19 protein-coding genes are annotated in these 24210 nt (G+C 42.2%); 16 read left to right on the top strand and 3 right to left on the bottom strand.

All coding sequences use genetic code 11. From position 1 onward, the window contains the following. On the bottom strand, positions 1-494 hold a 494-nt coding region (locus tag G8761_RS28170; RefSeq protein WP_166030411.1), incomplete at its 3' end, for a YgaP family membrane protein. A gap of 164 nt (positions 495-658) precedes the next feature. Between G8761_RS28170 and G8761_RS23670 the strand changes: the two genes are divergently transcribed. The 8 genes from G8761_RS23670 to pruA all read left to right on the top strand — a co-directional run bounded on the left by G8761_RS23670 (position 659) and on the right by pruA (position 12322). Further along, the gene (locus G8761_RS23670; protein WP_166030410.1) at positions 659-2401 is read left to right on the top strand and encodes an adenine deaminase C-terminal domain-containing protein; all 1743 of its coding nucleotides are present in this window, start codon (positions 659-661) and stop codon (positions 2399-2401) included. Between the two features lie 64 nt (positions 2402-2465). Continuing rightward, positions 2466-3512: a DUF3048 domain-containing protein gene (locus G8761_RS23665; protein ID WP_166030409.1), complete on the top strand. Its 1047-nt coding sequence runs from the start codon at positions 2466-2468 to the stop codon at positions 3510-3512. A gap of 18 nt (positions 3513-3530) precedes the next feature. After that, positions 3531-3848 (top strand): YerC/YecD family TrpR-related protein, encoded by a 318-nt coding sequence (locus tag G8761_RS23660; protein ID WP_166030408.1) that lies wholly within the window; start codon positions 3531-3533, stop codon positions 3846-3848. A gap of 309 nt (positions 3849-4157) precedes the next feature. After that, positions 4158-4841 (top strand): heptaprenylglyceryl phosphate synthase, encoded by a 684-nt coding sequence (gene pcrB, locus G8761_RS23655; RefSeq protein WP_166030407.1) that lies wholly within the window; start codon positions 4158-4160, stop codon positions 4839-4841. Between the two features lie 93 nt (positions 4842-4934). Next, complete coding sequence (pcrA, locus tag G8761_RS23650) at positions 4935-7208, top strand: DNA helicase PcrA (RefSeq protein WP_166030406.1); 2274 nt, start codon at positions 4935-4937, stop codon at positions 7206-7208. 36 nt (positions 7209-7244) lie between these two features. Continuing rightward, positions 7245-9251 carry an NAD-dependent DNA ligase LigA gene (ligA, locus tag G8761_RS23645; RefSeq protein WP_166030405.1) on the top strand — a complete coding sequence of 669 codons (2007 nt, stop codon included), beginning with the start codon at positions 7245-7247 and terminating at the stop codon, positions 9249-9251. Positions 9252-9265: 14 nt separating this feature from the next. Next, entirely contained in the window at positions 9266-10432 is a 1167-nt protein-coding gene (locus G8761_RS23640; protein WP_166030404.1) for a CamS family sex pheromone protein, read from the top strand. 342 nt (positions 10433-10774) lie between these two features. Continuing rightward, entirely contained in the window at positions 10775-12322 is a 1548-nt protein-coding gene (pruA, locus tag G8761_RS23635; RefSeq protein ID WP_166030403.1) for an L-glutamate gamma-semialdehyde dehydrogenase, read from the top strand. Positions 12323-12754: 432 nt separating this feature from the next. Here pruA and G8761_RS23630 read toward each other — a convergent pair whose 3' ends face one another. After that, entirely contained in the window at positions 12755-13600 is an 846-nt protein-coding gene (locus G8761_RS23630; protein ID WP_166030402.1) for an STAS domain-containing protein, read from the bottom strand. 241 nt (positions 13601-13841) lie between these two features. Here G8761_RS23630 and nirB point away from each other — a divergent pair, with 241 nt between their 5' ends. The 6 genes from nirB to G8761_RS23600 all read left to right on the top strand — a co-directional run bounded on the left by nirB (position 13842) and on the right by G8761_RS23600 (position 21834). Continuing rightward, complete coding sequence (gene nirB / locus G8761_RS23625; protein WP_166030401.1) at positions 13842-16256, top strand: nitrite reductase large subunit NirB; 2415 nt, start codon at positions 13842-13844, stop codon at positions 16254-16256. Positions 16257-16274: 18 nt separating this feature from the next. After that, on the top strand, positions 16275-16595 hold the full coding sequence (nirD, locus tag G8761_RS23620) for a nitrite reductase small subunit NirD (protein WP_166030400.1): 321 nt from the start codon (positions 16275-16277) through the stop codon (positions 16593-16595). A 29-nt stretch (positions 16596-16624) separates the two neighbouring features. Then, a complete protein-coding gene (gene cobA, locus G8761_RS23615; RefSeq protein ID WP_166030399.1) occupies positions 16625-18058 on the top strand; it encodes a uroporphyrinogen-III C-methyltransferase in 1434 nt (477 codons plus the stop codon). A 62-nt stretch (positions 18059-18120) separates the two neighbouring features. Then, on the top strand, positions 18121-18738 hold the full coding sequence (locus G8761_RS23610; RefSeq protein ID WP_166030398.1) for a precorrin-2 dehydrogenase/sirohydrochlorin ferrochelatase family protein: 618 nt from the start codon (positions 18121-18123) through the stop codon (positions 18736-18738). An 891-nt stretch (positions 18739-19629) separates the two neighbouring features. Continuing rightward, entirely contained in the window at positions 19630-20907 is a 1278-nt protein-coding gene (gene aceA, locus G8761_RS23605; protein ID WP_166030397.1) for an isocitrate lyase, read from the top strand. 486 nt (positions 20908-21393) lie between these two features. Beyond that, a complete protein-coding gene (locus G8761_RS23600) occupies positions 21394-21834 on the top strand; it encodes a YueI family protein (protein WP_166030396.1) in 441 nt (146 codons plus the stop codon). A 134-nt stretch (positions 21835-21968) separates the two neighbouring features. Here the strand turns inward: G8761_RS23600 and G8761_RS23595 are convergent, their stop codons facing one another. Then, positions 21969-22322, bottom strand: a complete 354-nt coding sequence (locus G8761_RS23595; protein ID WP_166030395.1) for a cupin domain-containing protein — start codon at positions 22320-22322, stop codon at positions 21969-21971. Between the two features lie 135 nt (positions 22323-22457). Here G8761_RS23595 and gatC point away from each other — a divergent pair, with 135 nt between their 5' ends. Both gatC and gatA read left to right on the top strand, forming a co-directional pair. Continuing rightward, the gene (gene gatC, locus G8761_RS23590) at positions 22458-22751 is read left to right on the top strand and encodes an Asp-tRNA(Asn)/Glu-tRNA(Gln) amidotransferase subunit GatC (protein ID WP_166030394.1); all 294 of its coding nucleotides are present in this window, start codon (positions 22458-22460) and stop codon (positions 22749-22751) included. A gap of 12 nt (positions 22752-22763) precedes the next feature. Next, positions 22764-24209 carry an Asp-tRNA(Asn)/Glu-tRNA(Gln) amidotransferase subunit GatA gene (gene gatA / locus G8761_RS23585; RefSeq protein WP_166030413.1) on the top strand — a complete coding sequence of 482 codons (1446 nt, stop codon included), beginning with the start codon at positions 22764-22766 and terminating at the stop codon, positions 24207-24209. Position 24210: the final 1 nt, after the last annotated feature.

Raw genomic sequence — 24210 nt, 5'->3', positions numbered from 1 at the left:
GTTTTACTTTTGGCCTGATTGCCTGTAGGAGCAGGACCTGATTTTAAAGCGCCAGTAGGTTCTGCCATTTTTGCAAATTCAGTCATTAAACTTTTTGCATCCATTCCTTGGGCTGGAGTTGTTTTACTTTTGGCCTGATTGCCTGTAGGAGCAGGACCTGATTTTAAAGCGCCAGTAGGTTCTGCCATTTTTGCAAACTCAGTCATTAAACTCTTTGCATCCATTCCCTGCTCTTTGTAGGTTCCCTGCTCTTTATGGTTTCCCACATTATGGCTTGCATGGTCATTATCACCGGCCCGATCAAGTAAAGCGGTGAGCGGACAGTAACGTACAATACCCTCGGCAATTTTCATACCAGCCATCATGGCAACAAGCAGGGTTGAATTCTTCCTTGGCCTCTTAGTTAGTTTGGCAGTAGCCCACGCAAGAAAAGTAAAGCCGAGAGTAATCCGAATTAAGGCATTGATTATGCCTATATTAGGCTTAATTTTCAATTTGTTCACTCCTTCACAAAATTTTATTATTTATCGCCAATTCTTTAATGCGGTAATTTGCGAATTATGGTAGGATAGAAACAAACAATTTTGTAATCGCTTTCTTTATTCGGAAAAAATACTCTTTTTTTATAGATAAAGGAATTACTGGGGAGGGATCTGTCATGCTCGAACAGCGTTACCGTTGGAAAAGTAAACATTTAAACGAACATCTGGCTGTTTTGAATGGAACAAAGCCGCCGGATATCCTATTGAAAAATGCAACATATTTAAATCAAACATTTCGGCAGTGGATGAAGGCTAATATCTGGATTTCAGGTGACCGAATGGTTTATGTGGGTCAAAAATTACCTGAAGTGCTGGAAAACTGCGAAATTATTGATTGTACCAACGAAATATTGGTGCCCGGCTATATAGAACCGCACGCCCATCCTTTTCAATTATATAATCCCCACTCATTAGCTGCTTATGCGTCACAATTTGGAACAACAACACTGATAAACGATAATATGGCGCTAGTTCTTCATTTAAAAACGGAACAATCCTTTTCGTTATTGAGTGAGCTTCAGAGGATGCCTGTCAGCATGTTCTGGTGGTGCCGATTTGATGCTCAGACGGAAATTTTAAATGAAAGTGAAGTATTTTCAAACAGCACAATCAAATCCTGGCTGGAGCTGGACTCTGTTCTCCAGGGAGGAGAACTGACTGGCTGGCCGAAGCTGCTGGACGGAGACGATATGATGCTTCACTGGATTCAGGAAGCAAAGCGGATGAGGAAACAAATTGAGGGGCATTTCCCTGGAGCCTCCGAGAAAACGCTTGCAAAAATGATGCTCCTTGGTGCAGATTGTGATCATGAAGCCATGACTGGTCAGGAAATCTACAACCGTTTAATGCAGGGATATATGGTCTCACTACGCTATTCATCAATACGTCCAGACCTGCCAGCTTTACTTGATGAAATGAAGGAGCTTGGTATCCAGGCATACGATAGAATGATGTTCAATACGGACGGATCATCATCAAGTTTTTACGAGCAGGGACTTATAGACCATATGATCAGAATTGCCATAGAAAAAGGCATTCCTGAGATTGACGCATATAATATGGGGACAATTAATGTTGCCCGTTATTACAATATTGAACATCTGCACGGTAACATTGCTACTGGCAGGGTTGCGAGCATTAACTTTTTATCGGATAAGTCGAACCCAACTCCTGTCTCTGTCCTTGCTAAAGGCAAGTGGGTTAAACGAGATGGGAAACCGGTAAATGAATTCCTACCTATTCAATGGAAGGATCACGGGCTAAAACCAATGGATCTTGACTGGGAGCTTACATCTGATGATATGCAGTTTTCCATGCCATTTGGAATCCAGATGATGAATGCTGTTATTACTAAGCCATACTCCATTTCCATAGATGTATCATCAGAGGAATTATCAAAGAATCATGATGAATGTTTCTTTATGCTGATCGACAGAAATGGAAAGTGGAGAATTAATACACTATTAAAAGGCTTCGCTACGGATTTAGGCGGACTGGCAAGTTCTTTTTCCAATACAGGAGATATCATACTCATAGGTAAAAGTAAAAACGATATGCTTAATGCCTTTAATAGAATGCGCGAGCTTGGCGGCGGGATTGTTGTTGCTGAAGAAGGGCAGGTTGTATGTGCAATTCCATTGAATGTAGGTGGAATCATGACAGACTTGCCGGTTGAAGCTTTAATAAAAGAGGAAAAACAGCTGTTTAAGGTGCTCAAAGAAAGAGGTTATGGATTTATAGATCCTGTATACAGCCTGCTGTTCTTTTCATCTACACATTTACCGTATATTCGGATTACCCAGCAGGGAATGTATGATGTAATGAATAAAATGATACTCTTTCCGTCAATAATGCGTTAAAATAGTAAAGAGCGAGAAACAGCAAGAGGTATGCAGCCAGAGAGTTTAAATAGGGGTGCATAGAATGATTAGAAAATGGACCGCGGCGGCAGCTGCATTCGTTTTGCTGCTTTCAGGCTGCAGTCAAGCAAAGCTTGCGAAAGAGCCAATAAAGAAACCACAAGAAAAGGCTCCGGTTGTAAAAACAGCGGATAAGGATGACCAATATCACTTTCCGCTTACAGGTATTGGTACTGAAACAAAACCAGAGGACAGAGCAGTTGCAGTAATGATTAACAATCACCCAAAAGCAAGGCAGCAATCGGGTCTTAATAAGGCCGATATTGTGTACGAATTACTTGCAGAGGGAGATATAACCAGGTTCCTGGCTGTGTTTCAAAGTGAGAAGCCAGAAAAGGTTGGGCCTGTCCGAAGTGCGAGAAGTTATTTTGTCAAACTAGCTAAGAGTTTCAACAGTCTTTATATTGCACACGGATATAGTCCGGAAGCAAAAAAAATGCTGGAATCAGGTTATATTGATAATCTAAATGGCATGGTTTATGATGGATCTTTATTTAAAAGGGCGAGTTTCAGAAAAGCGCCTCATAACTCATATATTACCTATGAGAATATTTTAAAGGGCGCGGCAATGGAAAAATACAGAATGGACGCTCCGCCTGCACCATTCACTTACATGAGTAAAAAAGAAAGCGCTAAGATTACCGGAAAAGACGCTGTTTCAGTAAAAGTATCCTATTCTTCAAACCCTCAGTTTGATTCGAAGTATGTTTACGATTCAGCGTCAGGTAAGTATAAGCGTTTTTCAGATGGTGAACAAACAGCTGATCTTGAGTCCAAAGAACCTGTATTGCTCGATAATATTCTTATACTTGAAATGGTACACAAAGTAGTGGATAGTGCCGGGCACCGTGATATTGATCTACAGTCCGGAGGGAAAGGCTATCTATTACAAAAAGGAAAAGTAAATGAGATTGAATGGAAGAATGTTGAAGGAAGAATTGTTCCTTTTGTCAATGGAAACCAGTCCCCTCTTGTCCAGGGGAAAACCTGGGTAAATATTGTTCCTGCTGATCCCGGTCTATCAAAAAGTGTAACATTTAACACAGATTAGATATAAAGGAGAACGAGTATGCAAATAGATAAACTTAGGGGTAAAGAGCTAGATCAGCTTTTTAATGCAGTTCTGTCCTTAAACGACATGGAAGAATGCTATCGCTTTTTCGATGATTTATGTACAGTGAATGAAATTCAATCACTGGCTCAGCGTCTTGAAGTTGCAAGAATGCTGAAGGAAGGGAAGACCTACCACAAGATTGAAACTGAAACGGGAGCAAGTACTGCTACCATTTCCCGTGTAAAACGTTGTTTGAACTATGGAAATGACGCATATGAAATGGCCCTAGAGCGAATTAAAGAACTCGATCAGGCGCCAGTAGAAGAAAAGTAATCAGGAAAGCCGAAGATGCCAATCTTCGGCTTTTTTTTCAGTGTTTTTTTATAGTGAAAGGTGAAGATTTTGAAATGGGGTAGAAGTTTTAGGGAAAGAGGGTGATGTTTTAAGAAAAAGGGTAGAAGTTCATCACCAAAGGGGTGAACCGTAATCTCAAAAAAGAAAAATTATGCCCCTTGTCCCCAGAACTTTTTTAATCTAGGTATTCTATATTCTGGTTATCATTTCTAATCCCCCATTTTCTTTTTGAATCGTGCTCCTAGTGCTATAATGGTGAAATGGAATAATGAATGGGAGGATTTTGGGATGTATGATTTTCGCGAGTGGAAGCATGTGTTTAAACTCGACCCCAATAAAGAGATAACTGACGAAGATTTAGAGAGAATTTGTGAGTCGGGAACGGATGCGATAATGGTCGGAGGAACAGATGGCGTAACGCTTGAAAATGTTCTTGATTTAATGGCCAGGATACGCCGTTACACAGTACCATGTGTTCTGGAAGTATCCAGTGCGGAAACTGTCACCCCAGGGTTTGATCTGTATTTTATTCCAACTGTTTTGAACAGCAGAGATCCCCGTTGGATAACCGGCCTTCATGCAGAAGCAGTCAGGGAGTTTGGGGAAATTATGGATTGGGATGAGATTGTAATGGAGGGCTACTGTATCCTTAATGAAGAATGCAAGGCTTCAGTGGTGACTTCTGCCCAAACCTCACTCTCGAAAGAAGACGTCAAAGCTTATGCAATGATGGCAGAAAAAATGTTCCATCTCCCAATCTTTTACATGGAGTACAGCGGTACTTATGGTGATATAAGTATTGTTGAAGATGTGAAAAAGGTCTTGCAAAAAACCGTTCTTTTTTACGGAGGCGGGATCAAAACAGCTGGACAGGCAGCAGAAATGGCTTCTCATGCAGACGTTATAGTGGTAGGAAACGCTATATATGAGAACTTGGAAGAAGCTTTAAAAACAGTAAAAGCTGTTAGTTAATGTAGTTGAAAAAATGTGGGAGCCAGCCTTGCAGGATAGAGGAGCTCCAGATAAAATAAAAGCAAGAACAAATGTTTGTATGGTGGTGAGAGGATGCAATTTTTAACAGACAAGCTTTTAAACGGCTTGAACCCAGAACAGCAAAAGGCAGTTAAGGCAACGGATGGACCTCTTTTAATTATGGCGGGGGCCGGATCTGGAAAAACACGTGTATTAACACATCGAATCGGTTATTTAATGGTAGAAAAGGGTGTAAATCCTTATAATATTCTTGCAATTACGTTTACAAATAAGGCTGCCCGTGAAATGAGAGACAGGATTTCAAAGATGATGGGCGGGGCGGCAGATCAAATCTGGATATCTACCTTCCACTCTATGTGTGTAAGGATTTTGCGCAGGGATATCGATCGCCTTGGCTTTAATCGGAATTTTACCATCCTGGACACAACGGACCAGCAATCAGTGATTAAAGGGATTTTAAAGGACAAAAACCTTGATCCGAAAAAATTTGATCCGCGTGCCATCCTTGGTTCGATTAGTTCCGCAAAAAATGAGCTTATTGAGCCAGAGGAATATGCAAAATCAGCAGGTGATTATTTTTCAAACACTGTAAGTGAGATTTACACAGAATATCAGCGCAGACTCCGCAAAAACCAGGCGCTTGATTTTGATGATTTAATCATGGCAACAATCCAGCTATTTACCCGTGTTCCTGAAGTTCTTGAATACTATCAGAGAAAATTCCAGTATATACATGTTGATGAATATCAGGATACAAACAGAGCACAGTACCTGCTCGTTAAGCTTTTGGCTTCCCGTTTTAAAAATCTTTGCGTAGTTGGGGACTCTGACCAGTCTATTTACCGCTGGCGCGGTGCGGATATTGCCAATATCCTATCCTTTGAAAAAGACTATCCAAATGCGAATGTCATTTTACTCGAACAAAACTATCGTTCCACACAAACGATTCTTAACGCCGCTAACGGAGTTATTGCAAAAAACATGAACCGTAAGGCAAAGAATCTTTGGACGGAAAACCCCTCGGGTAATAAGATTATCTATTATCGTGCTGACAGCGAGCAGGGAGAGGCCCAATTTGTTGCCGGAAAAATAAAAGAGATGCAGCAAAACGGAAAAAGATTATCCGATATTGCTATTCTTTATAGAACGAATGCACAGTCCCGTGTAATGGAGGAAGTACTCCTTAAGTCGAACATCGACTACTCAATTGTCGGCGGAACCAAGTTCTATGACAGAAAAGAAATTAAGGACATGCTTGCCTATTTGCGTCTTATCTCCAATCCCGATGACGATATTAGCTTACAGCGTGTTATTAATGTGCCAAAGAGGGGAATTGGTTCTACCTCTGTTGATAAAATTGGTGACTTTGCAGGAATGCATGATTTGTCTTTATTTGATGCACTTGAATCTGTTGAATTGGTTGGAATTAGCCCGAAAACAGCGAAAGCAGCTGCTGAGTTCCGGGATTTGATTAAGAATTATTCCAAAATGCAGGAGTTCTTATCTGTAACCGAATTGGTGGAGGAAATTCTCGAGAAATCCGGCTACACGGAAATGCTCAAGGCGGAAAAATCTCTGGAAGCCCAGAGCAGACTTGAGAACCTTGAAGAATTATTATCTGTAACCAAAAACTTTGAAGAAACAAACGAAGATAAAAGCCTGGTTGCCTTTTTGACTGACCTTGCTCTTGTAGCCGATATCGATTCAATGGATGACGATGGCGAAAAGGCAGACGGAGTGGTCCTCATGACACTTCACTCAGCAAAAGGACTTGAATTCCCGGTTGTCTTCCTGATTGGTATGGAGGAAGGAGTCTTCCCTCACAGTCGTTCTCTCATGGAAGAGGTGGAGATGGAAGAAGAGCGCCGTCTGGCGTATGTAGGTATCACAAGGGCCGAGCAGCATCTTTTCCTGACTAATGCTCAAATGAGAACATTGTTTGGACGCACCAACATGAATCCAGCTTCCCGTTTTATTAAGGAAATACCGGAAGAGCTGCTTGATGGTGCAGAACCTGAGCAAAGTGGTTCACCATTTGGAAGCCGCGGTTCTTCATTCGGTTTCGGCAGCGGATTCAGCAAAGCCGGAGCATCTTCAGGAAACGGTACTGGAACCCTTTCTAGACCTGCAGTTAGAAAGCCTGTCAGCCGCCCAATGATCTCATCCACTGGAGGAGATGAAATTGGCTGGAAGGTTGGCGATAAAGCTGCGCATGGCAAATGGGGTACAGGAACGGTCGTAAGTGTGAAAGGTGAGGGAGAAGGCACTGAATTGGATATTGCGTTCCCAAGCCCTATAGGTGTTAAACGCCTTTTGGCAAAATTTGCTCCTATTAACAAAGCTTAACGATGTCGATTTTTCTTTTAAGAAAGGGCTGGATATATGGACTTTAAGACAGCTGAAGCTAAAATCAATGATTTGAGAAATCTTTTAAATCAATACGGATATGAATATTATGTTCTAGACCAACCTTCTGTTCCTGATGCTGAATATGACCGCCTGATTCGGGAGCTTATTGAACTGGAGGAGCAGTTCCCTGAACTGCAATCTTCGGACTCCCCAACACAGCGCGTGGGTGCAGCGGTCCTTGAAATGTTTGAAAAAGTAGAACACAGGACACCAATGCTTAGTTTGGGGAATGCCTTTAATGATCAGGATTTGCGGGATTTTGACCGTCGCATCCGCCAGGTTGTCGGAGATGATTTTTCATATGTCGCTGAACTGAAAATTGACGGGCTGGCAGTCAGCCTGAAATATGAAAATGGTGCTTTCATTCAGGGAGCTACCCGCGGTGACGGCACCATCGGGGAAGATATTACTTCAAACCTGAGGACTATTAATTCCATCCCGCTTCGCTTAAAAGAAAATGTCACACTCGAAGTCCGCGGTGAAGCATATATGCCAAAGCGTTCCTTTGAAGCTTTAAATAAAGGAAGAGAAGAAAGAGGTGAGGAGCTTTTTGCCAATCCTCGTAATGCGGCGGCAGGTTCACTCCGGCAGCTCGATCCAAAAATTGCTGCATCAAGAAAGCTCGATGTCTTTCTCTATGGAATAGGTGATATCGGGACAACTGGCATCCGTTCTCATAGTGAAGGTCTGGATTACCTTGATAAAATAGGCCTTAAAACAAATAAGGAACGAAAAAAATGCGCCAATATAGATGAAGTGATTGAATATATCAACGGCTGGGTCGAAGAACGCCCTAATCTAGCTTATGACATTGATGGTATCGTTGTTAAGGTTGATTCGTATGAACAGCAGGAACAGCTTGGCACAACTGCAAAGAGCCCTCGCTGGGCAATTGCCTTCAAGTTTCCTGCGGAAGAAGTCGTTACAAAACTTTTAAATATTGAACTGAGTGTGGGCCGGACTGGGGTTGTTACACCTACTGCGATACTAGAACCTGTAAGAGTTGCAGGTACAACCGTACAAAGAGCTTCGCTTCACAATGAAGATTTAATTCGTGAAAAGGATATCAAAATTGGCGATAAGGTAGTGGTGAAAAAAGCAGGCGATATTATTCCTGAAGTAGTCAATGTCCTTGCTGAACAGCGGACTGGTGACGAAACGGAATTCCTTATGCCAACTCACTGCCCAGAATGCAGCAGCGAACTCGTTCGCCTTGAAGGTGAGGTAGCTTTGCGCTGTATTAATCCTAAGTGCCCAGCTCAAATCAGGGAAGGGCTAATCCATTTCGTTTCAAGAAACGCAATGAATATTGACGGACTGGGCGAAAAAGTTATTAGCCAGCTTTTTGCGGAAAAACTGATTGAGGATGTAGCCGATATTTATAAGCTAACCCGTGAGCAGCTATTGGCACTTGAAAGAATGGGAGAAAAATCAGTCACCAATCTTCTTGAGGCAATTGAAGCTTCAAAGGGTAATTCACTGGAGAGGCTGCTTTTTGGACTTGGAATTCGTCTTGTTGGTTCCAAAGCAGCAAAGACTCTTGCCCAGGAATTTAGCAGTATGGACCGTTTGGCAGAAGTTTCAAAGGAAGAACTCACAGCCATTAATGAGATAGGCGATAAGATGGCGGATTCCATTGTTACTTTTTTTGAGCAGGAGGAAGTGAAGGAGCTTCTGAACGAGCTGAAAGAAGCAGGCCTTAACATGGAATACCTTGGCGCTAAGCCAGTCAGTGCGGAAGAATCGGATTCCTTCTTTGCAGGAAAAACGATTGTTCTGACTGGAAAGCTGGAAGTATTGACAAGAAATGAGGCTAAGGAAAAAATTGAAGCTCTTGGCGGAAATATTTCGGGCAGTGTCAGCAAGAAGACTGATCTGCTGATTGCCGGGGAAGATGCGGGTTCGAAGCTTTCAAAAGCCCAGGAGCTTGGTATTGAGACCTGGAACGAGGAGAGACTTCTGGAGGAATTAAATAAGTAAGAGGTGGGAACAGAGTGAAAAAGCTTTCAATAATTGCTCTTGCCTTTCTTCTTCTTTTAAGCGGATGTGCACCTAACTTTCAAAAGAAAGATGAAGTTGTCCAAACAAAGGAAAAAGCAAAGGAAAAAGCGATTATTCCAAAATACAAAATTTCCGACAAGTACTACCAGACACTCCTTCCGTTTAAACCGGGAGAGGCACGAGGCTTGATCGTAAATAATTTAAATACAAGATATGATATTAATGAGTTTGAAATGGGCTTAATGCGAATTGCTCAGCATAGTTTCGATCCTGATAAGTATGTTTTTCGGGAAGGCCAGGAGCTGGATCGCAAAACGGTCAAGCTCTGGCTTAATCGTAAATATACAAAGGATCAGCTGGCTAAAGAGGGATTAAAGGAATCTCAGAATATTGGCCTTAACCCGCTTAACGAGGGGAAAGGTGATTTAAAAAACAGCCTGGCCAATCACCCGATCTATCTGTCACATATCCTTGAGCATGATTATATGATTAAGGGTGACAATGATACAGTTAAACTTGGCGGAGTAACCATTGGTCTTGCTTTAAATTCTATCTACTATTATCAGCCAGTTCCTTTTGGAGACACTTTCGAGAAAAAAATCCCAAAGGATGAAATGGTACGCGAAGGGCGTAAAATCGCGGAAGAGGTGCTCAAACGGCTAAGAGCAATGAAAGACCTAAGTGATGTTCCGATTACCATTGCGCTGTTCGGGCAGGAAAGCCGTACATCGGTTATCCCGGGAACATTCCTTGAATATACGGATGTAGACAGCGGAAGTTCCAGCATTGACAGCTGGGAGAAGGTAGATGAAAAGTATTATTTATTCCCTTCAAACCAGGCAATGGAAGATCACCGTGATGATGCAACTGCTTTTCTTAACTTTAAGCAGGATGTAGAAGAGTATTTTCCAAACTTTAATGGGGTAATTGGCAAAGCTTTTTATGAAGGCGATCAGTTACAGGAATTGAATATTACCATTCCAATTCAGTTTTATGGCAAGGCAGAATCAATTGGATTTACCCAATATGTAGCGGGCCTTGTTATGGAGCATTTCCCTAAATACATTTCTGTTTCTGTAAATGTTACATCTGTTGATGGTCCTGAAGCTCTTATTGACCGGAAAGCAGACCAGAACGAACCATATGTTCATATTTATTAACAGCAGGCCTGGAGATTCTCTCCAGGCTCTTTTTTACATGGAAAATAAAAAAGTAAAACCTCTTATTTCCTTGAACTATCAAGTGCCAAATTCACCTGATTCAGTTGATGCAGCTGAGGTTACTGGTATAACTGGTAAAGTTGGAAGTTAGTGTAGCCCGGATATCAAGCCGCTAAACTTTGTCGGTGCAATAACAGATGGAAAACTAAAAATTGAGGGTAATGGAAGAAGAGGTAAATGATTGAAAAATCAGTCTTTTCGCAATCGTTGGAAGGCTGAAAAGAAACGTGATAAAATGGAAAAGTGAGTGTAAACGTTTTATTACATAGGAGGGGTTAGAATATGGTACAGCCGTACAAGCATGAGCCTTTCACAGATTTTACAAACGAGAAAGAGCGCAATGCCTATCTTGAGGCACTGAAAACAGTGGAAGGATATCTTGGCCAGGATTATGATCTAGTCATTGGCGGAGAGAAAGTTTCTACCGAAGATAAAATTATTTCTTACAATCCATCCAATAAAGAAGAAGTAATCGGACGCGTGTCCAAAGCAAACCAAGAGCTTGCTGAAAATGCAATGCAGGCTGCGGTTGAAGCTTTTAAAACATGGAAAAAGACCAAAGCTGAAGTTCGTTCTGATGTTCTTTTCAAGGCAGCGACTATCCTGCGCCGCCGCAAGCATGAGTTTTCTGCTCTTTTAACAAAAGAAGCAGGGAAGCCATGGAGAGAAGCAGATGCTGATACAGCAGAAGCAATTGATTTTCTTGAATTCTATGGCCGTCAGATGTTGAGATTAAAAGATGGTATCCCAGTTCAAAGCCGTCCAAATGAACATAATCGATATGATTATATTCCACTTGGAGTAGGAATTATCATTTCTCCTTGGAATTTCCCGCTTGCTATTATGGCTGGAACTACTGTTGCGGCAATTGTAACAGGAAATACAGTTCTATTAAAACCGGCTTCTACTACTCCCGTTGTAGCAGCTAAGTTTGTCGAAATTATGGAAGAAGCAGGCCTGCCTGCAGGCGTATTAAACTTTGTTCCAGGCAGTGGTGCTGAAGTGGGTGACTACCTTGTAGACCACAAGGATACTCGTTTCGTCAGCTTTACTGGTTCCCGAGAAGTAGGACTTCGTATATTCGAACGCTCCTCTAAAGTAGGCGAAGGCCACTTATGGATGAAGCGCCTGATTGCAGAAATGGGTGGGAAGGACACGATCGTAGTAGACAGCGAAGCGGACCTTGAGCTTGCTGCTCAATCTATTGTAGCTTCAGCTTTCGGATTCTCCGGCCAGAAGTGTTCAGCATGTTCACGTGCTGTTGTCGTAGAAGACGTTTATGACCAAGTCCTTAACCGTGTGGTTGAATTAACAAAAGATCTTACAGTAGGCAATCCAGAAGAACAGAGGATTTTCACTGGCCCTGTTATTGACGGAAGTGCATTCCGCAAGATCATGGAATATGTTGAAATTGGAAAAGGCGAAGGCAAGCTGATGGCTGGTGGCGAAGGCGATGATTCCAAAGGCTTCTTCATCAAGCCAACTATCTTTGCTGACCTTGATCCAAAATCCCGCATCATGCAGGAAGAAATCTTTGGTCCAGTTGTTGGCTTCTCAAAAGCTAAAGACTTCAACGAAGCAATCGAGATTGCAAACAACACTGAGTATGGTTTGACAGGTGCAGTTATCACTTCAAATCGTGCGCACATGGAGCAGGCACGTGAAGATTTCCATGTAGGAAACCTTTACTTTAACCGCGGCTGTACTGGCGCGATCGTTGGCTACCAGCCATTTGGCGGATTCAATATGTCAGGAACTGACTCCAAAGCCGGAGGCCCGGACTATCTGCTTCTTCACATGCAGGCTAAAACAACTTCTGAATCGTACTAACAATAAATTGAAGAGGCATCCTGCTTAAGGCTGGATGCCTCTTCTTTTTTCACAGAAAAGGTAGCTCGGCATCCTGTTTAATATAAAAAAGTAGAAGTTTTGGAAAAGGAGGGTGAAGTTTAACGAGAAGGAGTAGAAGTTTCGAAGAAATGAGTAGAAAGTCTACGCGAAAAGGAAGAAGTCCAAGTTAGAGGGCTGGATGGGGCAAAGGCCTTTTAATCGGAAAAGTAGAAATTCTGAAAAAGGAGGGTGAAGTTTTACGAAAAGGAGTAGAAGTTTTGGAGAAAGAGGTAGAAGCTTTGGAGAAAGAGGTAGAAGTTTCGAGGAAATGAGTAGAGGTTCTTCACAAATAAGGGGAAGCAAGCTTACTGAAAAAGCTGCGACTTCCTCTTAAAGAACGTAAAACAGGACCGGCGTCTGCCGATCCTGTCTTTAAGATTCTAATTGTAAGTTTTTCAGTACGTTTTTCAATGAATTTTCTGCACGTATGTTGTTTAAGTTGAATCCCAGGTTAACTGCAGTTTGTGCGACCTCCGGACGGATGCCGAGGAATGTAGTAGTCACACCGACTAGTTTTAAGGATTGAACAACCTGGATCAGTTTGTGGGTAACCATAGTGTCGACGGCAGCAACACCAGAAAAATCAATTATTAATTGAGTTATTTTTAAATTAACACTTTGTTCCAGTGTTGATTCCATTATCCATTTGGCCCTTGCTGTATCAATGTCCCCGATAAGCGGCAAAAGCCCTATATGATCGGAAATAGGAATGATAGGTGAGCTTAATTCCATGATTAAATTGGATTGGGCTTTCAGTCTGTCTAACAAGATATCCATAAACACACTGGTAAATGTCTCAAGGACGTAATCAAGTGTATAGTTAATTTTTCTTTCCCATTCAAGGAGATCATCGATGGTTATTTTTAAATCGGTCTCTTTTATAAATTTTCTGATTTTTTTCCAATATACTTCGCGGAAAATTCCCGAATTCTTGGCAACTTCCGTTAAGGAGGTATTAGATTTTACACGGTCTGCGGCTGTTTGTTTGGTCCATTTTGAAATGCTGTCTTTCATTTCCTCTGTAGTCTGGAGCAAGCATTGAGCAACAACCTTCACATATCCAGTGTTTTGGTCAGTTACTTTATTTGCTACCTCAGGAGGGGCATCAGCAGAGTAATCAGATCCTTCTTTGACCTCTCTATAGCTTGCCCAGTCTTTAGTAACCTCAGATGCATGTTCGATTAAATATTCATAAAGGGCTTGTGTATTTGGATTCATAAGTAATTCCCTCATTTTTTTATGTCAAATTCGTGCCTTCCTATAACAATTTTCTGCAAACTAGCCTCCCATGTCAAATTTTTGTCCGAAAACTAGTCGCTTCTGTTTTATGACAATCCTGTGAAACCAATCACACATAGTGTTATCGATGTGAACTTCGTCACAATTTTTAGCCGGTCTCCCGTTTACAATGTAGACATGAAGAAATTAAATATAAAAAAATGACAGGGAGAGACCCGTTATGAATAAGAAAAAGTTAGTCATGATTGGCAACGGCATGGCAGGTGTAAGAACCGTTGAAGAAATCCTAAAGCTGGCTCCAGAACAGTTTGACATTACGATTTTTGGAAAAGAACCACATCCAAACTACAATAGAATTAAATTGTCCACTCTTCTTCAGGGGGACACAAATTTTAATGACATTATTATGAACCCGCTTGATTGGTACGAGAAAAATAATATTAATCTATATACTGGCGAAGCGGTAACTGAAATTAATAAAGAAGACAAAACTGTTTTTACAGATAGAGGACGAAAAGTAGAATATGATGAGCTTATTATTGCCACTGGCTCAAATTCTATTATCTTACCTATTCAGGGAGCTGAGAAAGAGGGAGTAACTGGTTTTCGAGATATAGATGATTGTGAAAAGATGATCAAAGTCTCTGGCAGCTATAAAAAGGCAGCGGTTATCGGCGGAGGACTTTTAGGTCTTGAGGCAGCTAGAGGGCTGTTAAACCTAGGAATGGAAGTTAAAGTGATTCACTTAATGGCCGACCTAATGGAACGGCAGTTAGACCCAACTGCTTCCGGTATGCTGAAAAAGGAACTGGAAGCTCAGGGAATGGAATTTTTAATGGAAAAACAAACGATTGAAATCCTTGGGGATGACCGTGTAACAGGGCTTCGCTTTAAAGATGGATCCGAAATAGATGCCGACCTTGTGGTTATGGCTATTGGAATCAGGGCAAACAATGCTGTAGCCAAAGAAAATGGCATTTATATCAATCGCGGCATTGTTGTGAATGACTTCATGGAAACAAATATACCGAACGTATACGCTGTGGGGGAATGTGCCGAACACCGTGAAATTGTTTATGGGCTCGTCGCTCCTTTATATGAACAGGGAAAGGTACTTGCGGCCCGTCTTTGCGGAAAGGAAAATGCATCATATCAGGGATCTGTAACTGGAACAGGATTAAAGGTTTCAGGTGTTGATCTTTACTCTGCTGGTGAAATCCAGGATGATGAAACGACTAAAGCAATTAAGGTCCACAATGAATTTGATGGTGTATATAAGAAAATTTTAATTAGGGACAACAAGATTGTCGGCATAGTACTTTACGGTGATACAAACGACAGCACCAAGCTGTTTAGGATTCTTTCCAAAAAAGAAGATATCAGCGGTATGACAAGCGTTTCTCTTCTTCAGTCAGAAAATAGTGGTGAAGAGGGAGAAAATATAGCAGCGATGCCAGATGATGAGTTGGTTTGCGGCTGTAACGGCGTAACCAAAGGTACAATTGTAGAAGCCATACACACTCAAGGCTTGACCTCGGTCGATCAGGTAAGCTGTTGTACGAATGCCGGACGCTCCTGTGGAAGATGCAAAGGGATGGTTGGAAGGATTCTTTCCCATACCTTAGGAGAATCCTTTAAAGCAGATCTTCAAAAAATCAGCCTTTGCAGCTGTACAACTTTATCCCGGGATGAGGTAGTAGCGGAGATCAAAGAAAAAGGCTTAACAAACATTAGAGAAGTCATGAATGTCCTAGAGTGGAAAAATGAAGAGGGCTGTACAAAATGCCGTCCTGCCCTTAACTATTACTTGGGCATGATTTATATGGATGAGTACAAGGATGACCGTGATTCCCGTCTTGTTAATGAAAAAATGCACGCTAATATTCAAAAGGATGGAACATATTCTGTTGTTCCAAGAATGTATGGCGGTGTGACTACTGCCGAAGATTTGAAAAAGATTGGCGTGGTTGCGGAGAAATATAATGTTCCGCTTGTAAAATTAACTGGCGGACAGAGAATAGGGCTATTTGGTGTAAAAAAAGAAGACCTTCCAGCCATTTGGGAAGAATTAGGAATGCCTTCTGGCTATGCTTACGGCAAAACACTTCGTACCGTTAAGACCTGCGTGGGTGCTCAATTCTGCCGATACGGCACGCAGGACTCCATGTCACTTGGAATCAGGCTGGAGAAAAAATTTGAACGCCTTGATACCCCACATAAAGTAAAAATGGGTGTATCTGCCTGTCCAAGAAACTGTGCAGAGGCTGGTATTAAAGATATCGGTGTTGTTGGTATTGATGGCGGCTGGGAAATGTATGTTGCGGGAAATGGCGGTGTCGACCTGAGAGCAGGAGATCTCTTGTGTACCGTGAAAAATGAAGATGAAGTGATGGAAATGGCCGGTGCCTATCTCCAATATTATCGTGAAACCGCAAGATACATGGAAAGAACTTCCAAATGGCTGGACCGGGTAGGACTCAAGAAAGTACAAGAGGTACTTGCAGACGAACAAACACGTAAATCCCTGAATGAACGAATGGATAAAACACTTCAAAAATACATCGAGCCATGGAATGATGCCATCGAGCACGAACAAATACTTGAAAAGTATTATAAGGTTACTGAGAAAAATTAATAGACAGGAGTGGCTAGTATGATAGAAACAATGACAAGAGTAGCAGCTGCGAGGTATTCTGAACTTGCAGCCCGCTCCGGAAAAGAAGTTCGGATCGGTGACAAAAGAATTGCTCTTTTTAAACTGACAAACGGCGATGTTAGAGTGATTGAAAACCAAAGCCCGCATCCAAAGGGCGGGGTTCTTTCAGAAGGTCTTGTTAGCGGCGAATATGTCTTTTGCCCGGTCTATGACTGGAAAATCTCTTTGATTGATGGTAAAGTTCAGGCACCGGATACTGGACAGGTTAAAACATATGAGGTATTGATAGAAGATAATCAAGTTTATATATTGCTATAAAATAAACACCAGGCAGGAGTGCTATCAGGATGAAAACAGGAAAAGTATTTTTAGTGGGGGCAGGACCAGGGGATGTATCACTGATTACCGTAAAAGGAATGGAGTCAATCAAGCAGGCAGAAGTCATTTTATATGACAGGCTGGCAAATCCAAAGCTTTTGGATTTTGCTCCTGCAGACTGCGAACTCATTTATTGCGGTAAATTGCCGGACCGCCATATTTTACGCCAGGAAGGAATTAACAGCCTGCTGGTTGAAAAAGCACTCGAAGGCAAAACAGTAGTCCGCCTAAAAGGCGGAGATCCGGGTGTCTTTGGCCGGGTTGGCGAAGAAGCACAATCCCTTGTTGAGTTTAATATCCCATTTGAAATCGTTCCTGGTATTTCATCCGGCATTGCTGCTCCCCTTTATGCAGGCATCCCTGTTACACACAGAGAATTTGCTGAATCCTTTGCCGTTGTTACTGCACATGATAAATCTAAGGCTGGGAAGCCGCTTTTGGATTGGGAAGGACTTGCCCGCGGAGTAGATACAATCGCTTTTTATATGGGTGTTGGTAATCTTCCTTTTATTTGCGAGAACCTGACTCAGCACGGAAAACCAGCAGAGACACCTGTTATTTTAATTCAGTGGGGAACTTTCGGGCGTCAAAAAACGCTCCAGGGAACATTAGAAGACATTGCTGAAAAAGCTGTTAAAGAACAGTTCAGTAATCCTTCGATCATTCTGGTCGGTGCGGTAGTTTCCCTACGAGAAAAATTAAAATGGTTTGAGAATAAACCTCTTTATGGCCGGCAGATCCTTTTAGCCAGAACGAGTATAGGCCAAAGCAGCCTGGTAAAAGAACTGATGGAACAGGGGGCCGATGTTATCGAATTTCCTAAATGGAAAAGAGAATCGGTTGCTGCCGATTTAGATAAAGCAATTGCTGCGGACAATATATTATTTACTTCCACCGAAAGTGCTGAAGAGTTTTTTAAACAGCTTATAGAAAAAGAAATAGATATACGCAGGATTACCGCTGAATTCTATGTACTCTCAGGAAAAACGAAAAGATTTTTAAATAGCCGAGGATTTCAGGCACAGCTTTGGGAAGAAGTCCCTGAATCAGGAAATCTCCTTGTTGTTGGGGATGCTTCCATTTTGAATACAACCCAGTATGGAATCTTTGAGCCTCTTATTACAGTAAAAAAAGAAATTGACCGCAGCTACAATGTCCTTTTTAAAAGAATGTTTGATGAAGCCGAAATAAACACAGTATTGTTTCCTAGCGCTGCATCCGTCAAGCCTTTCCTTAAAGAGGTTGATTCTGCAGGCCTCAATGTAGACGAATTGCTTGCTGGAGCGGAAGTTGCCTGCCTTGGGAATGAAGCCAGGAAAGAAATTGAAGCGGCTGGATTGAAGATGGACATTATACCTGGGGAGCCGACAAAGGATAGCTTGATTAATAGCCTTCAATATTAGTACTTATGATCCTGTGGGATTTAATGATAGACTTATTTCATTTAGAAAAGCTGGGTGGGAAAATGAATTCACAGTATCCTATTATGCTCCATTTAAAAGAAAGAAAGGCAGTTGTGATTGGGGGCGGAAATGTCGCTGAGAACAAAGTAAGAGGCCTTCTCGATTGTGGCGCACATATAAAAGTCGTGAGCCCTGAGATAACAGTGGGGCTCGCTGAACTTCACAAGTCTGCTGAAATAAATTGGTTTCCGAAAATTTTTTCACCTGAAGACCTTGAGGGTGCCTTCCTTGTTTTTGCTGCGACAAATAATAGAGAGGTTAATCAATTAGTCGGTCATTATGCGAGCAGTGAACAGCTTGTGTTGATCGCCGATGATCCCGTAAACTCCGACTTTCAGCTCCCGGCAACAGTAAGGCGCGGACATTTATGCCTGGCTGTTTCAACGGGTGGGGCCAGTCCTGTTCTGGCAAAAAAGATTCGCGATCATCTGGCGGACGAATACGATGAACGGTACGAGGCGTACCTTGACTTTCTTTTTCAGGCCAGACAGCAGATTATAAAAGAAATTAAAGACCCAGCAGCCAAAAAGAAGTTATTAGCAGCACTGGCGGAGGGAGAATTCCTAAACAGCACTAGCAGAGACGAAGACTTTGAAAAACTGTATCAGCAATATAGATAGCACTCACCTTCATTGGAGAGTGTTTTTTAGTCCCAAGGAGTCATTTATCCTAAGCACATTTTTTATAACTTTTCAAAGGCAAGCAATGAATTATATGCTTGGTTATAGGATAAAGAGAAACCTTTGAGAGAGGTGGAAAAATGACTTATACAATTGTAACAGGCCCGCATCATGGACAATCGGGTGCTTGTCAAGCCAAGTATTATAAGAACTCTACTCCTTATAATTTGACCTCTAAGATACCCTCCCCATACCACTCTGCTTAATTGCAATCCAATGAACCCATCTATGAAGCAGCCAATGGGCTACCCTGGTTATTATGGTACTCCATATGGGAGGCCGCCGGGAGTTTCTTATCCTACTTATTATTAAAGCTAAGGACGTGTGGCTCTCACACGTCCTTTTCTATTGTTCTAAATATCCCTAAATACCTGTCCCTGCCGCCCGATTGAACGCATGCCTTAAAACTTAATAAAAAAATTCTAAAAATTTTATTCAAATTAGTTTCCTTTTTGAAAAACCTGTTATATAATACAAACATATTAAACAATCTGTATTATAACAAAAGGGGGGAGCAAAGAAACCAGTATATAAAGTGGGCAATGCACAATCTCTGAGAGCTGTTACAAAACAGAAAGCAAGCTTGTAAACTTTTATAACAGGAACAGACTTTATAACAGTACATCTTCAGGAAGACATCTCCTTTAAATCATCACCAACTTCAGGCAGTTTTTTAGATTTTGGAATGACCTATTTCCATAATGGAAAAAAACTGATTGAAGATGGCAGAGGCCTTACATCTGCTTACTTATACTTAAAAACCACCACCAAGAACAGACCCCAAGCTGGACCAATAAAATTAATAATTTAATATTTTAGGAGGAAAATCAAATGACAAATTCAAGAGCTCAGCAATTACAGGAAAATTGGGAAATGGATGCGCGCTGGATGGGAGTAACCCGTCCTTATACTGCCGAGGATGTTATCAAACTCCGTGGCTCCATTGATATCGAACATACATTGGCTCGCAAAGGATCCGAAAAGCTTTGGAAGTTACTTAAAGAGGAAGATTACATCAATGCTCTTGGAGCTTTGACTGGCAACCAGGCCGTTCAGCAGGTAAAGGCTGGCCTAAAGGCTATATACTTAAGTGGGTGGCAGGTTGCTGCGGATGCTAACCTATCTGGCCATATGTACCCTGACCAAAGCTTATATCCAGCAAATAGTGTTCCAAATGTCGTTAAAAAAATTAATCAGGCACTGCAGCGTGCAGACCAAATCCACCATGCTGAAGGTGACAACTCTGTTGATTGGTTTGCACCAATTGTTGCTGATGCAGAAGCAGGTTTTGGCGGCCAATTAAACTGTTTTGAGCTAATGAAGGGCATGATTGAAGCAGGGGCATCAGGTGTTCACTTTGAAGATCAGCTTTCTTCCGAGAAAAAGTGCGGACATCTTGGAGGAAAAGTACTGCTTCCTACACAAACTGCCGTGCGCAACCTGATTGCTGCTCGCCTGGCTGCGGACGTAATGGGCGTCCCAACTGTTCTTGTTGCCCGTACAGATGCAAATGCTGCTGATTTGATTACCAGTGATATAGATCCTGTAGATGCTTCATTCATTACAGGAGAACGTACAGCAGAAGGATTTTTCCGGACAAAAGCAGGATTGGATCAGGCAATTGCAAGAGGCTTGGCCTACGCTCCATATGCAGATTTAATCTGGTGTGAAACTTCTGAGCCAAACATTGAGGAAGCCCGCCGTTTTGCAGAAGTAATCCATGAACAGTTCCCTGGCAAAATGCTTGCTTACAACTGCTCTCCATCCTTTAACTGGAAAAAGAAATTGGATGCAGAAACCATCGCACAATTCCAGCAGGAGCTAGGAAAAATGGGCTACAAATTCCAATTCGTTACACTTGCAGGCTTCCATGCACTAAACCACAGCATGTTTGAACTTGCACGCGGCTACAAAGAGCGTGGCATGGCTGCTTACTCGGAGCTTCAGCAGGCTGAGTTTACCAGCGAGCAGCACGGATACACAGCAACCCGCCACCAGCGTGAAGTGGGAACAGGCTACTTTGACCAGGTTTCTATGGTCATCTCTGGAGGAACATCTTCAACAACTGGACTGAAGGGATCAACCGAAGAAGCCCAGTTTACTGCGTAATATAAATAAATTAGGCCTTCTCCTAAGGGAGAGGGCTTTTTCGTCGGTAAGGAAATTATAGATTTTCACCTTGTGGAAAACTCCGAACAAGGTTATTGTAATCCAGCTCCAGCGCCCAGCCCCTCGGGGTCATAAGCCAAATCACTTCAGAAATCAGGAAAAGGAACCCTTCGGAAGCATCCGCCTCGCACGAAGGAAAAGCTTTAGCTTTTCCGAGGATGACTACGTGATTCGTCTTATGCCTGTTGGAGGCCCACAGGATGTGGGTCAGGAAGGCGTTGCCACAGGACGTGGCGATTTTAGCCTTTCATCATCTAACCAGGGCGCTTGCGCCTTTTGTTCGTGAAAAAATGTCTCAAACGGGTTGGTAAATTCATTAATCAGTTGGAAAAGACTCACTTTTCCACTGCATGTCTCGATACTTTTTGTGCACGCTTAATAAAGAAGATTCATACATAGTAGTAGTTCCGTGAAGGAGTTGAGGAGATGGGGAAGCAGACGGTTGATGAGATTTTGCAGCAGGGGATCCAGGGGCAAAAGGAATTTAAGCCCGAGGAAAGACGCAAATTTTTGGGCACGCTGAGGGAAAGAATTATTTTGGTGCTTACCCAAAGTCAGGTAAGGGAGCCTGGTGTGTATGGGGAAGTCGAGCAGCAGATGAAAACCAATCCGAATGCCCTTCTTTTTCTAAATGGAAACATGGACTACAACGAGTTTTCCAAATATAGAAAGATGGCAGACAAGAATAAAATTAAATACAAAATTGTGGCGAACAAAGAACACGAAACCGATATTGGGCTTGTTCTGGCGATGGAACATGCTATTGATAAGGAAGAAATCTATATAAAAAAAGTCGAGTCGATTACGCAAAAACCGGTTAAAAAGAAAAACGTTCTTTCGCTTTTTGGGAAGATATTCAAAAAATAATTCTTAGCCGTATTAGCAGGCTAAGAATTATAACCAAAACGCTCCAACAATATTATTAAAACCTGATATTAAGACTATTGCAGAGGATTTTTTACAATAAGTTGTAAAAGCTTGAGGAACAAATCCCCAAGCTTTTATTTTTTCAAATATTGTTCTGGGTTTATGTCCGGACCTTCGATTATGATGGCTGACATCCCTGTTTCAGAACCGGATTCATGGTTTTCACCAGCTGTCCAGAACACGGCAGTTCCCTTCGAAACAGGAACCTTTTCTTCCCCGTCAATTCGAACCCAGCCTTCTCCTTCTACGACTAAAAATAGCTGTGGTCCAGGTGCTTCGTGCATACCTAATACACTTCCAGCATCAAAATGCATGCAGCCTGCAGCGGTAAAGCCTTCCTTACGGATTATTGGTGTGATGCCTACGTTTTTACTTCCAAATGCAGGTATGTCTCTGCGCTTTTCACGATCAAATCGATAAAATTCCATTCCTCTCAGCCTCCCATTCCATATTATACCTTTTTTATTATGTTCTTTGGACACCTTAAATCCCAATTACATTGCAGTAGCGAGGAAAACTCTGTTATTATCATTAATAATAATGACAGAACAGGAGGGAGAAAAATGTCCCGGATCACAATTGAAGAAGTAAAGCATGTGGCTAACCTGGCGCGGCTGGCAATAACCGAGGAAGAAGCCGAGATGTACAGGAAACAGATGGATGAAATTATTCATTTTGCAGAACTGATAAACGAGCTGGATACAGAGAATGTAGAGCCTACCTCTCATGTGCTCGATATGAAAAATGTCCTTCGTGAGGATGTTCCGAAGAAAGGCCTTCCGAGGGAAGAGGTCCTTAAGAATGTTCCAGAGCATCAGGACGGCTATATAAAGGTCCCATCCATTATGGGAGAATAGGGAGTGAAAGTAGTGGGTTTATTTGAACAAAGTGCAACTGATCTGCATGAACTGTTACATAAAAAAGAAATCCGAGTTTCAGACCTAGTGGATGAATCCTATAAACGGATCAGCGAGGTCGACTCAAAGGTACAGGCATTTTTAACACTTGATGAAGAGCGGGCTAGAGCATCTGCAAAAAATCTGGACGGACAGGCACCTCAAGGATTGCTGGCCGGTTTGCCAATCGGCATTAAGGATAATATTGTTACGAGGGATCTTCGGACAACCTGTGCAAGTAAAATCCTTGGCAGCTTTGATCCAATATATAATGCAACAGTTGTTGAAAAGCTCGAAAAGGCAGGCACCATCACGATCGGAAAATTGAACATGGATGAGTTTGCGATGGGATCTTCCAATGAAAACTCAGCATTTCAAAAAACACGCAACCCATGGAACCTGGAAACCGTTCCTGGGGGATCATCTGGTGGATCCGCTGCCGCTGTGGCTGCTGGAGAAGTACCTTTTTCGCTTGGATCTGATACAGGCGGATCAATCCGCCAGCCAGCTGCATTTTGCGGAGTAGTTGGGTTGAAGCCTACTTATGGAAGAGTATCCCGTTTTGGGCTTGTAGCATTTGCTTCATCTCTTGACCAAATTGGACCAATTACGCGTACAGTTGAAGATAATGCATATCTGTTAAAGGCAATTTCAGGCTTGGATCCAATGGATTCAACCTCTGCGCCAGTGGATGTTCCTGATTTTTCTGCAGCTTTGACGGGGGATATTAAAGGATTGAAAATTGCTGTTCCTAAGGAATATCTTGGTGAAGGCGTAAGTGAAGCTTCAAGACAGTCTGTTCTGGATGCCTTAAAAGTGCTTGAAGGAATGGGCGCTGTTTGGGAGGAAGTCTCTCTTCCTCACTCGAAGTATGCCCTGGCAACTTATTATCTGCTGTCATCGTCCGAAGCGTCCGCCAACCTGGCGAGATTTGACGGCGTACGTTACGGTTATCGTTCTAGTAATGCAGATAATCTGCTGGACTTATATAAAAATACAAGGGCAGAAGGCTTCGGTGACGAAGTAAAACGGCGGATTATGCTGGGCACCTTTGCTCTGAGTTCAGGTTATTATGATGCCTACTATAAAAAAGCTCAAAAGGTAAGGACTTTAATAAAAAAAGACTTTGACGATGTGTTTAGCAAGTATGATGTCATTATTGGGCCAACAACTCCAACTCCTGCTTTTAAGGTTGGAGAAAAAACGGACGATCCTCTAACCATGTATGCGAATGATATTCTAACAATACCAGTTAACCTAGCAGGGGTTCCTGCTATATCCGTTCCTTGCGGTTTTTCGGGAGGATTGCCTCTTGGATTACAAATCATAGGAAAACATTTCGATGAAGCTACAGTTTACAGAACTGCTCATGCTTTTGAACAGGCAACAGACTTTCATAAACAAAGACCGGTGTTATAGG

Origin of the sequence: Neobacillus terrae (assembly GCF_011393025.1) — a bacterium.
Classification (GTDB): domain Bacteria; phylum Bacillota; class Bacilli; order Bacillales; family Cytobacillaceae; genus Neobacillus_A; species Neobacillus_A terrae.
Note: the sequence above shows the minus strand (reverse complement) of the source record. Positions and strands in the feature narration are given on the sequence as shown.